This window comes from Paenibacillus sp. FSL K6-3182, assembly GCF_037976325.1.
In the GTDB taxonomy this organism is placed as follows: Bacteria; Bacillota; Bacilli; order Paenibacillales; family Paenibacillaceae; genus Pristimantibacillus.
Map to the genome: position 1 here is coordinate 4,791,791 of NZ_CP150265.1, position 15,098 is coordinate 4,806,888.

Below are 15,098 nucleotides of genomic sequence, written 5' to 3' on the forward strand. Positions count from 1 at the left end.
TTTTTTTCATTGCTTTGAGTCAATCAAAGTAAGCAAGAGAGTAACGGCTTCAGCTCGAGTCGCATTAGCGCTTGGTGCAAACTTATTTTCGCCTCTGCCTTTGATGATGCCCGCTTCGGCAGCCATCGCAACAAAAGGCTCCGCCCAAGCTGGAATTTGGCTCCGATCTGCAAACGACGATTTTTTCGCCTGATCAACCTTCCATTCGAGCGCTCTAACGACCATTACCGCAATCTCCGCGCGATTAATTGGCTTGCTAGGGCGGATTGTATTGTCCTCGTACCCTGTTATAATGCCAGCTTTTACTGCAATTCCAACGAAAGCGGAAGCCCAGCTTGGTATGCTGCCTGCATCTTTGAACGATATATCTGCTGCAAGATCAGCCTTCAAATCTAGTGCTCGGACGAGCATCGCTGCAAATTCCGCGCGGGTAACCTGTGCATTTGGTTTGAAGGTTCCGTCCGTATAACCGTTAACAAAACCTAGATTAACAGCTCGTTCAATGGATCCTTTTGCCCAGTGCCCCGCAATATCTTTGAATGAAAATGCTGAATTTCCTAGGTTAGCGGTAAGCTTCACATTAGGCTTCAGCGTACTGGAATCGAGGGTACTTTTTACAAGCTTCGCATCTGTGAGCAATACCTCGGTATCTCCATTTCCTATTGGCTCGAATAGAAAGCTTGATAATACGCTTTTACCATTTTCTCCTGCTTTGTTCCCTATCTTCGTCGCAGCAAACATAATTTGATTGCCTTCGACGATCGGCGATATCGAGAATCCTGCAATGCTGCTGCTGGCACTCTTAAAACGAAGCTTCTTTGCATCAAATGACAGCTTCACCTCATAAGCGTACATATCGGTTAGCTTATCGGCAGTAACGACGATTTTAATATCCTTATCCGATTTCTCCTGAGTAAGTGCGAACACCGGCGTATCCGCTGCAAACGCAAAGCTTGGGAGTGCCATAGCAAGCAATAAAACGATCAAACCAGCCGACATAAAACGCTTACATTTCTTCAATGAAATCGTCCCTTTCATCTACATAGAATAGTAATGAGAGATGTGCATAACCATTTAGCAATCCAATCGATAGTTTTATTGTACAAAGATGAATTTGGAATGTATTTGCAATATCAGGTTAAAAGTTATGAATTTCCGCCGTTCCTTTTTAAAAATAAATAGAGCTGCTCTCTATATAGACAGAGAGCAGCTCTAAGATTCTTAATCATATATTTTCATGCATATTTTGGCCAGCGGCTATCCCCAGGATTCGGACAAGCACGTTCTTTATATTTGGCGGCAATACGTACGAAACACCCGCATACGGTACATGTCGTACCATATTGAAACTTCGGGCAGCCTCTACATTGCTGTAGGCGCTGCTCGTACACATCATCCGGCACACTAATTTCGGACTGGAACATCGGCGCCGCCAAAATCCGATCGATCTGCTCATCAGTGACAAGGTAATCATCACGACAGCCTTTGCACGCATTTTTGCTGCTCATCGCTGGAGGTATCCCTATTCCGAGATCAGCTCTAGCACCGTTACCGACATTGGGGAGAGCTTCGCGCTAATTTTTGATCCATTAACAGTGAAAGCTTGGAATGCGGTTGGCGCAACAGCTTCCGGATTTTCAAAATTGTTGTGCGCGTCCTTAACGGAAGCTGTAAGCTCTGTACCCGAAACCTTAAGCCCTGCACCTGCTAGGCCGCGAAGATCAATCTCCACATCCGCTTCGGACTGATTGTCCAAATTACACAAGCTTACATGGATGCGGCCACTCGCGTCCTTCGAAGCAGATACGGATACTTGCGGAATCTTCTGGTCATTGTGCGCATAATCCTGACTGTCAATCGAAGTGGTAAGAAGCGTTGCATCCTGATGCACCTTATACATATCAAAAACGTGATATGTTGGCGTCAGCACCATTTTCTCACCCTCAGTCAAAATGACCGATTGCAGCACATTGATCACCTGAGCAATGTTAGCCATTTGTACCCGGTCACAATGATCGTGGAAGATATGAAGCGTAATTCCAGCAACCAGCGCATCACGAATTGTGTTTTGCTGATACAGGAACCCTGGATTTGTACCCGGCTCCACATCGTACCACGTACCCCATTCATCAACCATAAGGCCTACCCGCTTCTTCGGATCATAACGATCCATAATAGCCGAATGGCGTGTAATCAGCTCGTCCATATAAAAGGTTTTCTTTAATGTACCGTACCATTCATCCTCGGAGAAGCCTGTTGCAGCACCTTTTTGCGTCCAAAACTCACCCGGAATGGTGTAATAATGCAGCGATATCGCATCCATCATCCCATGCGCTTCCCGCATGACAACGTCCATCCAGCCGTAATCATCTACGTTTGGACCACAAGCGATCTTATGGATTTTGTTATCGCCATAATTGCGCACATAGGTTTGATATCTGCGATACAGATCCGCATAATATTCAGGACGCATGTTGCCGCCGCAGCCCCAGTTCTCGTTGCCGACGCCAAAATATTTCACGTTCCACGGCTTTTCCCTGCCGTTTTCTGTACGCAGTTCTGCCATTGGCGATACGCCGTCAAATGTCATGTACTCCACCCACTCCGACATTTCCTGAACGGTGCCGCTGCCCACGTTTCCTGATATGTAAGGCTCGCATTCCAGCATTTCACACAGCATCAAAAACTCATGCGTGCCAAAATGATTGTTCTCAACAACACCGCCCCAGTGGGTGTTGATCATCCGCTTGCGCGACTCGCGCGGCCCAATGCCATCCTTCCAATGATATTCGTCCGCGAAGCAGCCCCCCGGCCAACGAAGAACTGGAATTTTCAGCTGCTTAAGCGCTGCAACTACATCATTGCGAATCCCGTTTGTGTTCGGAATAGGAGAATCCTCTCCTACCCATATCCCTTCATAAATACAACGTCCCAAATGCTCAGAGAAATGTCCATAAATATTGCGATTAATCGTACCTGCAGCCAAATCAGCGTTAATGGTTATGCGGTTTGCCAAATGAATCGACCTCGCTTCAATATAATAGAATAAATAGACTTTGATAAATAGTTGGATTAACATATTTATTTATCCAAATACTTAAACGTTAATCCTAACCAAATCATAATGGTAGCGGATACATTTTGCAACCCTTCGAATAAAAAAAAGCTACCAGCCTCTCGGCATGATAGCTTCCTTCTTATTCGTTTTGTTTTGGCAGCCATTCTAAGAACTGCTGGATATGCGTGTCCCAATAGCTCCATTCATGATTGCCTGGGCCTTCAATATAAGTTAAAGGATAATTTGCCTGCTCGCTCGCATTACGGAAGGCGATATTATCATTGTATAGAAAATCCTCCGTACCACAGCACTGATAGAGCAGAGGCTTAGCCGCCGAATCCAGCTTGGCACTCCCCGCTACAAGATGCAGCAAATCATCATCCGTGCCTTTAATTTCTTTATCACCATATATGAGATGGAACAGACGCTTCAGATCAGTCATTTCGCTCCGTTTCACCATATCCGCCATATCCAGCGCACCGGATAAGCTGCCAGCTGCGGCAAAACGATCCGGATGCCTTAATGCCCATTTGAATGCTCCATAACCGCCCATCGATAAGCCCGCGACAAAATTATCTTCACGGGCATCAGATAGAGGGAAGAAAGAACGAGCAACGGCCGGAAGCTCTTCGGTTAGAAACGTCCAATATTTATTGCCATATGCCATATCCGTATAAAAGCTTTGATGCACATTCGGCATGATAACCGCAAAACCTTGCTCGGCTACATAACGTTCGATAGAAGTTCTGCGCATCCAAATGGTATCATCATCAGACAAGCCATGCAGTAAATATAACGTTTTATGAAGCTTCTGACTGCTGCGATTATTCATACCAATTTGCGATGTCGTCTGCTGCGGCAAAATAACGGTCATCGATGTACTGAGGCCCAGTGCCTCAGAAAAAAAGTTGCAAGTAATGAGTGCCAAACGATATTCCTCCTATTAATAGATATGCTTTTTTTATCAACTTACTCTAATGATATGTAATACTAGTAATGTAGCATCTATATGAAGCGCTTGCAATCTATCATATGAAACGGTGATGCTTCCATGTCCTATACGCCCTAAGGTTAGTTAGTGAACTTTTTTTCAGTGCTTATATGTACAGAAATAGAAAGGTATAATAGAAATCGTCACAGAGCGAATATAAATTTTGGAGGTTGATTACGAATGAAAATGATGCCTTTAGAGCGTCGTGGAATATCCGATAGCCGTCTCGTGTTAGGCTGTATGGGTTTTGGCGGAAGCTGGGATCTTGCAGACCCGATTACCCCTAGTCATATCAAGCAAGCAGAGGAAGCGATAGAAGCCGCGCTATCAATCGGCATTACGATGTATGATCATGCGGACATTTACACAAGAGGCAAAGCAGAATCCGTATTCGGTCAAATTCTTAAACAGCAGCCCAAGCTTCGTGAGCAGCTCGTCATTCAATCCAAAGTAGGCATTCAGCTCTCGGATGGCATTTTACCTGGTCGCTTCAATTTCTCGCAAGAGCATATATTATCGTCTGTTGATGGCATATTGGAGAGGCTTGGCACAGAATACTTAGATGTTTTGCTGCTTCATCGTCCTGATCCGCTTATGGAGCCGGATGAAATTGCAGAAGCTTTTACGAAGCTGAAATTATCCGGCAAGGTTCGCAACTTTGGCGTATCCAATATGAGCCCGGGACAAATTCGTTTCCTGCAGCGCTCGCTGCCCGATCCTATTGTCGTAAATCAGCTGGAGATGAGTCTACTTCGTCATGATTTCATCGATCAAGGTGTGCATGTCAACCAAAAGGCAGGTTTAAAAGACAACTTTGCTGAAGGTCTTATGGAATTGATGCAAATGGAAAATATACAAATTCAAGCATGGGGGCCACTGGCGCAGGGGAAATTTTCTGGAAGAGTATCCGAGAACGCATCGGAGTCAGAATTGAAAACAGCTGCTCTCGTACAACAAATAGCTGAAGAAAATGAAACGACACCGGAAGCCATCGTACTAGCTTGGTTAATGAAGCATCCCGCTCGTATTCAGCCTGTAATCGGCACTGTAAATCCTAAGCGGATAGCAGCCTGTAAGGATGCGGTGAAGCAATCGGAACTTATGACGAGAGAGCAATGGTACACGCTTCTAGTAAGCGCAAGAGGCATAAATATGCCTTAATTCGCGGGAATACGCGGATTATTAATATTTTTTCATTTAATTCTCATAATCGCTCATAATCCTTATTATACCTGCCCTTTTGTTCTCATGAGTGAAAATAGCCCTTTTGCGGATGTGTTATAGTCATAATACATAAAACGAAACGCGGAGGGACAACCTGACAGCATGAGAAAATTACACCTACTGAAATCGATTGCCAAAGCAGGCATTTGCAGCGCTATCGTCATATCGGCATTCACAATCGGAACTTTTGCTCCAAAGGCACATGCAGCTACACCTGAAACACTTAATCTTGTTTCTACAGGAAAAGAATTTATCGGCACTCCATATAAATTCGGTGCACCGGCAGGCGTTACATACGCTTTTGACTGTTCATCTTTCACTCAATTTTTGTTCAAAGGACTTGATGTTTCTCTTCCACGCACATCTGTAGCACAAGCTACGGTTGGCGAGAAGGTTCCTAAGGGTTCACTCAGCATGGGCGATCTTGTTTTCTTTAAAACGAATGGCAAGACGATCAGCCATGTCGCTATTTATGCAGGCAACAACAAAATTATCCACAGCGCTACAAGCACTGGCGTTACCGTGTCGGACATGACCTCCAGCTACTGGTCCAAAAGTTATGTTACAGCAAGACGCGTCACAAATTAATTTTATAATATAGAATTTGGCTGTTATCGCCCTTTGCGATAGCAGCTTTTTTTCTGTTTATCGTGAATCAATCGCAAGCTTCAATAACATTCTTAACCATATATAAGGGATATGAAACAACTTAATAGAAAACGAAATAGAAAACGAAATCACTTTCTTAGAAATTGCAGCGTTAAATCATTTACTATTTCCGCTTGCTCCATCGTTAGTGAATGACTTGCTCCTTCGATTAAATGAGTTTCAAGGCCTGGAATCGCTTTTTTCGCATAGGCTATTGCCTTCAAAGCAGGATAAATGACCTCTTTATCTCCAACAAGAAGCAAAGTAGAAACTTTGAAGTTATGAAATTCCTCTATAGGAAATACGGAAGGCATTACCTGCAAAAGAGGCTTGGCATGGCGATACCCTGCAATAACTTGAGTGCGAAAGATAGGTGTTAACTGCTCCCCCCTGCCCGAGAACCAACGAAAAGCATTATCGACCCATTTCTCTGATTGAAACAATAACGCAGGGTAAACCTTCATAAAAAACTTATAGCTTATTTTATGGAAGGTACCCGCAGGGGCATAAAGAATGAGCTTGGAAACGCGGTCTGGGTAAGCGATTGAAAAATTAAGCGCTAAAAAGCCGCCCATAGAATGACCAGCGATGTCTACCTTGTCAAATAGGAGCGCGTTCAAAACTTCAAGAAGCCATTGCTGCGCAGCCTGCTTGTTTTTTATTACAGCTGTTGGTTTACTCTTCCCAAAATCGCCCATTACATCGACTGCATATACACAGCGTTCTTGAGTCAGCTGCTTTATATTGGGATACCACATTGTACTGCTCATGGTCATTCCATGCAGAAGCAGCAATGGCTGCTTACTCGAATCGCCGAAGCATAACACATGGGTTTCTCCGAAGGATGTCGGGAGGTACAGTGATTTGTATTCCATTTCAAACATGTCCAAGCTTTTCTCATAACAAAGACAATATTCTTTCTCGACAATTTCATTCTTAAAAATAGACATCAAAATGAAGTCACGTCCTGTTCTGCTTTAATGAATAACCACGCTATCTTACATGTATTCAATAAGATGATCATATTTTCCTTTTATGGATGAAATGAATAAAAAAATAAACATGCCTTTCTCATTGGATTTGATTTTGCTCTGGTTTGCACTATCCAAGGTAATCTGAACGGGTTCTGTATTACCTTCAGCAGCCACAATTAATGGTGCAGGTACAAGCAATAAGCAAACAAGTACCAATGCAAGCAGTTTGCTAAAATATTTGAACATCGCATAACTCCCCTTTCGATTGAAAACCGTTTTTCATAGGCAGTATTTCATTCCTTCGTTAAAGAAATAAACGCAAAAAAATGCCATCAGCTTTTGCCGACAGCATTCATCTCACTCCATATAAAATCATCTACGCAAATTCGTTGTTATTAATAAGAATATTAATAATACCTTTACTCAGCAATTGAGGTTTTTTTCTGATCTGAAGCCATCGATAACGATTTATAATCATCATTTATCACCTTTAGCCAGCTCTCCTGACGTCCCTCAGCGTAGGTGCTATCCTTGCGCTTGCAGGCAATGCCCTCCAAATCCGATCTTCTTACAAGATCAAATATAGCTGCACCCTCTCGCTCCACGTACAGCATCTTTTTGAAATAGGCATTATCCTCCAAAATATATTCCAGCAGCCGCTTTCGCTCAAGCAGCGGTTTTTGCCTTAAATCAAGCCCGTTGTAATAAAGAATATCAAATACAAAAAACTGGACCGGCTTCGTCCTTTTGGCTTCACGGATACTCGGCTCCTTCTTCAACCTGTAACGTTCCTGCAGCGACTCGAACTCAATCGCTCCTGTAAATGGGTTTACATAGGTTACCTCGCCATCTAACAGAACATCCGCAGGCTCCCTCAGCGGTACATTATGTAATTCGGGATACTGCCGCGTAACTTCATTGAAATGCCGAGTATATAAAGCAGCCTTGCTTCCCATAAAGGAGAGCTGCAGGCGATGTCCATCCAATAGGGGTTCAAATATAAAATCATCATCATCAAAAGGTTTTTCATATTCCGTTAATAACATGGGTTCCACGAACATTACGGCGCCCCCTTTCCGTTTAACCATTTTAGCATGATTTCACTTCAAAAATAGGAGGTAAATTTAGGTGAATGATATGAATAAACTCTCCCTCGTATCCACATAATAGGTTCAAGAAGGAGGCTGAGAAAAGATGGCAAATCGTACGAATCAACTTCTTATACCGCAAGCCCGTGCAGCTCTAGAGCAGCTTAAATATGAAGTGGCCCAAGAGCTTGGCATTCAACTTCCGCAAGACGGATATTATGGCAATATGACCACTCGCGATATGGGCTCTATCGGCGGATTAATTACACGCCGGCTCGTTCAAATGGCTGAACAGCAGCTGTCAGGACGTCGTTAATTTCTACATAAATAAGCGCCAAGAATGCAGAGATGCTTTCTTGGCGCTTATTTATTTGAGAAAAAATAAGAAATTGTGCAAATAAATGCTTTTGTCACGAATGGAGAACTTCCCTTCTTCCATAAAAATCGGTAAAATGGGAGAGAGTTGTCCCGTTACATAACGCATACAAACAAATTCCATTATGGAAAGGAATATTCTAATATGATTATTCAACCAAAAACACGTGGCTTTATTTGTACGACAGCACATCCTGAGGGCTGCGCACAACAAGTACAACGTCAAATCGATTACGTAAACGCTCAACCAAGCATTGAAGGCCCGCGCAACGTGCTCGTCATTGGAGCTTCAACAGGTTATGGTCTTGCTTCACGTATCGTTTCTTCTTTCGCTGCTGGCGCTAATACAATTGGCGTTTATTTTGACAAAGCTGCTGAAGGCGCACGCACAGCATCCGCTGGCTGGTACAATTCCGCTGCTTTCGAGGAAGCTGCTGCAGCTGCTGGACGCAAATCTTTCAGCATCGTTGGAGATGCTTTCTCTGATGAAATTAAAGCAAAAACAATCGACTTGATCCGTACGGAACTAGGTCAAATTGATCTCGTTGTCTACAGCGTTGCTTCTCCGCGCCGTACGCATCCAAAAACAGGCGAAACGTTTTCTTCCGTTATCAAGCCGCTTGGCGGCACGTATTCGAACAAAACCGTTAACTTCCATAACGGCGATGTAACGCAAGCTACAATCGAGCCGGCAACAGAAGACGAGCTTCGTCAAACGATTGCTGTTATGGGCGGCGAGGACTGGCAGATGTGGATTGACGAGCTTGAGAAAGCTGGAGCACTTGCTGAAGGCGCAACTACAGTTGCTTACTCTTACATTGGACCTGAAATTACACATGCAGTATATCGTGAAGGTACAATTGGCGCTGCTAAAAATGATCTGGAAGCTACGGCTCACCGCCTTAATGAACAGCTCAGCACAAATGGCGGTCGCGCATTCGTTTCCGTTAACAAAGCGCTCGTAACGCAATCAAGCTCCGCGATTCCAGTGGTGCCGCTTTATATTTCCGCCCTTTATAAAGTGATGAAAGAAAAAGGCATTCATGAGGGCTGCATTGAACAAATGTATCGTTTATTCTCAGAACGTCTATACGGCAAAAATGAAACGCTGGTTGATGAAAAAGGCCTTATCCGCGTTGATGATTGGGAGATGAGACCAGAAATCCAAGCTGAGGTTGCCGATGTTTGGGCTAAGCTCTCTACAGAAAATGTATATGATCTTTCTGATCTTGAAGGTTATCGTCGTGAATTTTTTCAGCTGTTCGGTTTCGAGACAGATGGCATCGATTATGAAGCAGACGTTAATCCAGAAGTAAACATTCCAAATCTTCGTTAATATTTCCACTGTAAAACCAATTCGAGCGTTTATTCACTCGAGTTGGTTTTTTTGTGTTTGCTGGTGCAAATACATTACTGGTATAGCCACTGCTATAAGGATCATTTATAATTTGATTAATGTATAAAAAAAACCCCTTAACCGAAGTTAAGGGGTTTTGATTTGATACTATAGTTTTACAACGTTTTCTGCTTGTGGTCCACGGTTGCCTTGAGTTACGTTGAACTCAACGCGTTGACCTTCGTCAAGTGATTTGAAACCGTCGCCTTGGATTGCGGAGAAATGTACGAATACGTCATTGCCGCCTTCAACTTCGATAAAACCGAAGCCTTTCTCTGCGTTAAACCATTTTACTGTACCTTGTTCCATAATTGATTACCTCCAAAAGTATATTAACATGTTTTTTCCAGAAAAACTAAAAATCACACATTGAAAAAGATATCATCATACAAATGACAACCTTTTCAATATGTGAATTCAAGGTTAAATTTGTTGTTTGTATTGATAATATACCATAGGCATTTGTAATAAGCAAGTCTTTTTTAAAAAAAAGATTAAATCCCTTTTTTCTCCGGGATAACAACAGCTTGGTCAGGAAATTATATATCGGGTAGCAAGCACACTATTCTAACGTTGAGGAGTATGTACATGCGGAAATTTTTCATTTTAGCTTTACTTATTTTAGCTGTAGGCTGTTCGTCAAATCCAAGGATGTCAACCAATAAGCACTCTGCTCTTGGTTACACATCAACCAAAACACCTATTATTACGTCAACTCCACACACAACCCAGGCCTCTTCAATCTCTACACCGATGATGAAGAATCCTACCGTTTCAATGAAGGGCTCGCAGTACAACAACATTCCAGATTGGCTGTTGGGCGATGGAGCAAATGGACTCGTGAATAAGTATCCTTATCCATTTCCGTCTCAGTACCCAGGTCAATACCCAGCTCAACAACCAACGACACAGAATCCAACAACTCAAAATCCGACCACTCAAAATCCAACGACTCAAAATCCAACGACTCAAAATCCAGCGGAGAAAGCTCCTTCTTCCTCTGGACAATATGAACAGCAGGTGCTCCAACTCGTCAATTCTGAACGATCAAAATCAGGATTGCCAGCACTCAGCATGGATGGATCTTTATCCAAAATGGCTTTGGTTAAAGCACAGGATATGATAAACAACAACTACTTTGATCATAATTCACCAACTTATGGTTCTCCCTTCGACATGATGAAACAATTCAATATTACGTACAGTTCTGCTGGTGAAAATATTGCTAAAGGCCAGCCAACTCCTGATCAAGTAATGAAGGATTGGATGAACAGCCCTGGGCACCGCGCAAATATTTTGAAATCCAGTTTCACTAAAATTGGAGTTGGATATTACAAAGGGGCATGGGTTCAAGAATTTACTGGTTAATCGCATCGACCAAAAAAAGAGCAGCCGACGAATTTCCACTCGTTGGCTGCTCTTACTAACATCGCAGCATAATTATTAACTAAAGATTAAACCGAACCAAGTATTTCGCTTAATGCGGCAATAAACTGATCATTTTCTTCCGGCATACCTATTGAGATACGCAAATGGAGCGGCAAGCCCCACGTTTTTCCGTGGCGAACGATAATCCCTTTAGCCATTAAACGCATGTAGATGGACTCCGATTCCGGCCCAAGCTCAGCAAGTACAAAGTTGGTCATACTTTGCGTATATTTGATTCCAAGCTGGTCAAATGAAGCGTACATGCGCTCACGTTCCTTGGCAACCAGTGCTTGCGATCTTAAAACATGCTCTTCATCACCGATCGCTGATGCTGCTGCTGTCTGGGCAAGTGCATTAACATTAAACGGCTCCTTCACTTGAAGAATGCTCTGAATAATTTTCTGAGGGGCAGCCCCATAGCCTACTCGAATACCTGCAAGACCGTAAATTTTCGAAAAGGTTTTTAGCACGATGAGCGGGTAGCCTGCTCTTACAAATTCCATTCCATCCGAATACAGCTCCTCCGAAACGTAGTGGCTGTAAGCTGTATCGAGCATAACCATGATACGTTTTGGGATTGTATCGAGGATATATTTCAAATCTTTTTGAGCTACATAAGTACCTGTTGGATTATTTGGAGAACATAGATATATAATTTTGGTACGATCAGTCACTGCAGCAACAATAGCTTCTGCATCATATTGAAAAGCATCATTGAGCGGGACAACGATTGTTTTAGCTCCCATCAACTGAGCACCAAACTCATATTCACTGAATGTAGGTCCCGGCACAATAATCTCATCACCAGCATCCAAAAAAGCTTCTGCTACAAGCGTGATGAGCTCATCTCCGCCGTTAGTAACAATGACTTGATCTGCATGCAGGTCGTAATAATCGGCAATGGTTTTCTTCAATAGCTGAGACTGGTTGTCAGGATAACGATGAAGATCTTTCAAGGCGATTTGAATGGCTTCTATCGCTTTTGGAGAAGGCCCTAACGGATTTTCATTAGAGGCCAGCTTAATTACATGCTGCAGGCCATATTCGCTCTGAACCTCCCAAATTGGTTTACCTGGCGAGTAGGGCTTCATCACTTCCAATGCCTTTCGTGGTTTAACTTCAATTTTCTCGTTCATACATTTCACCCTTACTAAATAAAGTCAAAACCTTTATTACGATAATACATTAATCCTTTCTCGCAGTAAAGAGTTAATGCGAGACAAGATTGTCGAAATAATGACTATATTCCCGCTCAAGCAGTATCGTATTGAACATTAAGAAAAGGAGGCACCCCTTATAGGCGCCTCCTATTATCTGTTTTTTTCACTTCGTTTTATTTGTCCTCAGCCAAAAAATCGATCATTGAACGAGCTTGTACCTTGCCCGCTGCAATTGGCTTACTTGCTGCTTCTCCACTTTCGCGCAAGCGGAACTCTACGATTTTAGCTACACCCGGTATCAAATCAAAGAAATTGTCCGTGAACATGCCCTCGTGCTCTGCAGTAATCCAGACCTGCTTAGCAAGCACATCCGTCTCCAGCGAGAACGACGTACCGTTGCTGCCTTCAACCTCTGAAATTCGAATAACAGCTGAAGCAAGCTTCTGTTCTTTCGCTTTCACGAAATAATGTTCCTTGCTGTCTATCAGCTTACCGCCTTGGGTCAGCTCTGCATACAATACAACACGGTTTGCTTCGCAGCCTGTCAGCCATTCCAGCTCGTTTATCGAGCTTACAATTGCTGCACTATTTCCTGTTATGGACACTTGAGTGGTTTCCTGCTTAATTAACACGCCTGCAAAGTCGTATAGCGATAATCTGAGCTCGCCTTTCAACGATTCCAGCAAATCCGTTACTGCATGAATGTTGATGACGCCGTCATCTGTCTTGTCAAAAGACAGCATTGTATCGGCGAAGCTCCTTTTCGCATAATACTGCATAGCTTTCCATTTCCCGTAATAATCCATGCCTGCCCAAGAAGCTACTGGCCAGCAATCATTCATTTGCCAGTATAACGTTCCCATGCAATATGGCATGCTGCGACGATGCGCCTCAATCGCCATCTTCATCGCTTCTGCTTGCAGCACCTGACTCATATAAAGAAAAGCAGGGAAGTCCTTAGGCTCGCTCATATAAATATCCATGTATTCTTTAATGAGACGGTTGCCGTCGCCATTCTTCTGATGCGCGCGCATTACCTTAGAATCCAGAGCCAAATCCTGCTCCGTTGCGAATTTCATCACCGTATCATACTCAGGGAATGACTGGAAGCCGTATTCACTCATAAAACGGCCGATTTTCAGGTTGTAGTTCTCGAATGGCTCAACTGCGTGCCATACTCCCCAGTAATGAACATCTCCCTCTGTAGATAGCGGATGCGCATGCTGGTTAATGTCCCCCGACAGCGATATAAGCGGTGAGGATGGCCAATATTGTGTTCCTGGCGCATAGGCTTCAACCGCATCAGGTAAAATGTCATGGAAAACCGCCTCGTAGTCCGACCAAATGACAGCGCGCTGCTCCGATGTATATTCTTTTTTCCAGCCCCAGCCGCCCTTCTCATCAAATTGTGCCCAAGCCGAATCAATCTCGTTATTGCCGCACCACAGCACGATGGAAGGATGATTGCGCAGCCGCTTCACATTTTCTTCTGCTTCCAAGCGAACATTTTCTAGAAAGGCCTCATCGCCAGGATACATGCTGCATGCGAACATAAAGTCCTGCCACACCAAGATGCCGTACTCATCACAAAGCTCATAGAACACCGACTGCTCATATATACCGCCGCCCCATACCCGAAGCATATTCATATTCGATTCCGCAGCTGAAACAATTTCATGTCTATATCGCTCATCCGTTACTTCTGTTATGAAGCTGTCATTAGGGATATGGTTTGCACCTTTCGCAAACACAGGAACGCCATTAAGCTCAAAATAAAACGAGGCTCCTACCTCATCCTTGTCTCGTACCAATCGAATGGAGCGAAGACCCGTACGAACGGACTTTGCAGCTATCAACTCTTCTTCCTTGCAAAGCTCTGCTGTAAATGTATATAAATGAGCATCGCCAAGTCCTCTGCTCCACCAAAGCTTCGGATTCTCGATATCAACAGGCAGTTGAATCACATTGATCCCTTGCTTTAAGTGCGCAGCCTGCTCCCAAGTTTGTCCCCCTGCACTTAACTTCACTAAGCCGTTCCATTCATGCTCCGACTCAATTTCCACATCTACTGTTAAGCTAGCTTTCGAAGCCTTTACCTGATCCTGCTTCACATATACATCGGTAATTTTGCTGTCGGACCAGCCCTCTAGTCTAGCTTCACGCCAAATACCGCTCGTAACGAATCGTGGACCCCAGTCCCAGCCATAATGATAAGGCGCTTTTCTTGCAAAAATACTTATCTTCTGAGCACCCAGTCCGCCAAGTTCTGATTGATCATTACTAGCTGGTAGATTATAGCCAAGCTTCTCGATTTTCGGCAAATCCTCTTGCACAGGGGAGCGGAATTTAATCAACAATACATTATCTTTGGCATTCACCATAGACGCTACATTTGCTTTCCATGTTCTGAACATATTGTCTGCTGACAATACATGATTGCCATTTACATAAACGTCTGCATACGTATCTAATCCATCGAATACGAGTTCAATACTTGAGGCATTTAACATTTGATCATTTACGTCGAAATGAGTCTCGTATTCCCAATCTATTTTGTCAATCCATTGCAAGTCATGCTCATTTGTTTTATAGAAAGGATCTTTAATGATGCCATTGCGCAGCAAATCCGTATGAACGCAGCCAGGCACGATGGCTTCCATCCATTCTTGCTCCTGACAAGCTTTGAATTTCCAATTACTTAGCACTAGTTGTGTTTCTCTCATTTTGTCCTCCTAAGAATATGTGTCTTCCTATCG

General features: G+C 43.5%; 15 protein-coding genes. 5 read left to right on the forward strand and 10 right to left on the reverse strand.

The genetic code is table 11. The features are described 5' to 3' along the window. Positions 1-6: 6 nt before the first annotated feature. The 4 genes from MHH56_RS21335 to MHH56_RS21350 all read right to left on the reverse strand — a co-directional run bounded on the left by MHH56_RS21335 (position 7) and on the right by MHH56_RS21350 (position 3,986). Positions 7-999 (reverse strand): S-layer homology domain-containing protein, encoded by a 993-nt coding sequence (locus MHH56_RS21335; RefSeq protein ID WP_339203691.1) that lies wholly within the window; start codon positions 997-999, stop codon positions 7-9. 236 nt (positions 1,000-1,235) lie between these two features. Beyond that, on the reverse strand, positions 1,236-1,508 hold the full coding sequence (locus MHH56_RS21340) for a DUF6171 family protein (protein ID WP_339203692.1): 273 nt from the start codon (positions 1,506-1,508) through the stop codon (positions 1,236-1,238). A gap of 14 nt (positions 1,509-1,522) precedes the next feature. Continuing rightward, the gene (locus MHH56_RS21345; RefSeq protein WP_339209692.1) at positions 1,523-3,016 is read right to left on the reverse strand and encodes an alpha-N-arabinofuranosidase; all 1,494 of its coding nucleotides are present in this window, start codon (positions 3,014-3,016) and stop codon (positions 1,523-1,525) included. Between the two features lie 181 nt (positions 3,017-3,197). Further along, positions 3,198-3,986: an alpha/beta hydrolase family protein gene (locus MHH56_RS21350; protein ID WP_339203693.1), complete on the reverse strand. Its 789-nt coding sequence runs from the start codon at positions 3,984-3,986 to the stop codon at positions 3,198-3,200. Positions 3,987-4,229: 243 nt separating this feature from the next. Between MHH56_RS21350 and MHH56_RS21355 the strand changes: the two genes are divergently transcribed. After that, positions 4,230-5,210 (forward strand): aldo/keto reductase, encoded by a 981-nt coding sequence (locus MHH56_RS21355; RefSeq protein ID WP_339203694.1) that lies wholly within the window; start codon positions 4,230-4,232, stop codon positions 5,208-5,210. 165 nt (positions 5,211-5,375) lie between these two features. Continuing rightward, on the forward strand, positions 5,376-5,861 hold the full coding sequence (locus MHH56_RS21360) for a C40 family peptidase (RefSeq protein WP_076266706.1): 486 nt from the start codon (positions 5,376-5,378) through the stop codon (positions 5,859-5,861). Between the two features lie 149 nt (positions 5,862-6,010). Here the strand turns inward: MHH56_RS21360 and MHH56_RS21365 are convergent, their stop codons facing one another. The 3 genes from MHH56_RS21365 to MHH56_RS21375 form a co-directional block, all read right to left on the reverse strand. After that, positions 6,011-6,871: an alpha/beta hydrolase gene (locus MHH56_RS21365; RefSeq protein ID WP_339209693.1), complete on the reverse strand. Its 861-nt coding sequence runs from the start codon at positions 6,869-6,871 to the stop codon at positions 6,011-6,013. A 48-nt stretch (positions 6,872-6,919) separates the two neighbouring features. Beyond that, the gene (locus tag MHH56_RS21370; protein ID WP_339203695.1) at positions 6,920-7,141 is read right to left on the reverse strand and encodes a hypothetical protein; all 222 of its coding nucleotides are present in this window, start codon (positions 7,139-7,141) and stop codon (positions 6,920-6,922) included. A gap of 173 nt (positions 7,142-7,314) precedes the next feature. Continuing rightward, positions 7,315-7,956: an ATP-dependent DNA ligase gene (locus MHH56_RS21375; RefSeq protein ID WP_339203696.1), complete on the reverse strand. Its 642-nt coding sequence runs from the start codon at positions 7,954-7,956 to the stop codon at positions 7,315-7,317. A gap of 133 nt (positions 7,957-8,089) precedes the next feature. Between MHH56_RS21375 and MHH56_RS21380 the strand changes: the two genes are divergently transcribed. Both MHH56_RS21380 and fabV read left to right on the forward strand, forming a co-directional pair. After that, positions 8,090-8,299 carry an alpha/beta-type small acid-soluble spore protein gene (locus tag MHH56_RS21380; protein ID WP_076266703.1) on the forward strand — a complete coding sequence of 70 codons (210 nt, stop codon included), beginning with the start codon at positions 8,090-8,092 and terminating at the stop codon, positions 8,297-8,299. Positions 8,300-8,503: 204 nt separating this feature from the next. Further along, on the forward strand, positions 8,504-9,694 hold the full coding sequence (gene fabV / locus MHH56_RS21385) for an enoyl-ACP reductase FabV (protein ID WP_339203697.1): 1,191 nt from the start codon (positions 8,504-8,506) through the stop codon (positions 9,692-9,694). 168 nt (positions 9,695-9,862) lie between these two features. On the opposite strand, the gene MHH56_RS21390 is transcribed toward fabV, so the two are convergent. Beyond that, positions 9,863-10,063 carry a cold-shock protein gene (locus tag MHH56_RS21390; protein ID WP_054024035.1) on the reverse strand — a complete coding sequence of 67 codons (201 nt, stop codon included), beginning with the start codon at positions 10,061-10,063 and terminating at the stop codon, positions 9,863-9,865. A gap of 279 nt (positions 10,064-10,342) precedes the next feature. On the opposite strand from MHH56_RS21390, the gene MHH56_RS21395 reads away from it, so the two are divergent. Continuing rightward, positions 10,343-11,122, forward strand: coding sequence for a CAP domain-containing protein (locus tag MHH56_RS21395; RefSeq protein WP_339203698.1), 780 nt, complete (start codon positions 10,343-10,345; stop codon positions 11,120-11,122). 86 nt (positions 11,123-11,208) lie between these two features. Here the strand turns inward: MHH56_RS21395 and hisC are convergent, their stop codons facing one another. Then, positions 11,209-12,318 carry a histidinol-phosphate transaminase gene (gene hisC / locus MHH56_RS21400; protein WP_339203699.1) on the reverse strand — a complete coding sequence of 370 codons (1,110 nt, stop codon included), beginning with the start codon at positions 12,316-12,318 and terminating at the stop codon, positions 11,209-11,211. A gap of 197 nt (positions 12,319-12,515) precedes the next feature. Further along, positions 12,516-15,065 carry a glycoside hydrolase family 2 protein gene (locus MHH56_RS21405; protein WP_339203700.1) on the reverse strand — a complete coding sequence of 850 codons (2,550 nt, stop codon included), beginning with the start codon at positions 15,063-15,065 and terminating at the stop codon, positions 12,516-12,518. Positions 15,066-15,098: the final 33 nt, after the last annotated feature.

Bases quoted from the DNA above. Each gene is read 5' to 3' on its own strand.
- MHH56_RS21335 (WP_339203691.1), bottom strand. From the start codon at position 999: ATGTCGGCTGGTTTGATCGTTTTATTGCTTGCTATGGCACTCCCAAGC.
- MHH56_RS21340 (WP_339203692.1), bottom strand. From the start codon at position 1,508: ATGAGCAGCAAAAATGCGTGCAAAGGCTGTCGTGATGATTACCTTGTC.
- MHH56_RS21355 (WP_339203694.1), top strand. From the start codon at position 4,230: ATGAAAATGATGCCTTTAGAGCGTCGTGGAATATCCGATAGCCGTCTC.
- MHH56_RS21360 (WP_076266706.1), top strand. From the start codon at position 5,376: ATGAGAAAATTACACCTACTGAAATCGATTGCCAAAGCAGGCATTTGC.
- MHH56_RS21365 (WP_339209693.1), bottom strand. From the start codon at position 6,871: ATGTCTATTTTTAAGAATGAAATTGTCGAGAAAGAATATTGTCTTTGT.
- MHH56_RS21370 (WP_339203695.1), bottom strand. From the start codon at position 7,141: ATGTTCAAATATTTTAGCAAACTGCTTGCATTGGTACTTGTTTGCTTA.
- MHH56_RS21375 (WP_339203696.1), bottom strand. From the start codon at position 7,956: ATGTTCGTGGAACCCATGTTATTAACGGAATATGAAAAACCTTTTGAT.
- MHH56_RS21380 (WP_076266703.1), top strand. From the start codon at position 8,090: ATGGCAAATCGTACGAATCAACTTCTTATACCGCAAGCCCGTGCAGCT.
- fabV (WP_339203697.1), top strand. From the start codon at position 8,504: ATGATTATTCAACCAAAAACACGTGGCTTTATTTGTACGACAGCACAT.
- MHH56_RS21390 (WP_054024035.1), bottom strand. From the start codon at position 10,063: ATGGAACAAGGTACAGTAAAATGGTTTAACGCAGAGAAAGGCTTCGGT.
- MHH56_RS21395 (WP_339203698.1), top strand. From the start codon at position 10,343: ATGCGGAAATTTTTCATTTTAGCTTTACTTATTTTAGCTGTAGGCTGT.
- hisC (WP_339203699.1), bottom strand. From the start codon at position 12,318: ATGAACGAGAAAATTGAAGTTAAACCACGAAAGGCATTGGAAGTGATG.
- MHH56_RS21405 (WP_339203700.1), bottom strand. From the start codon at position 15,065: ATGAGAGAAACACAACTAGTGCTAAGTAATTGGAAATTCAAAGCTTGT.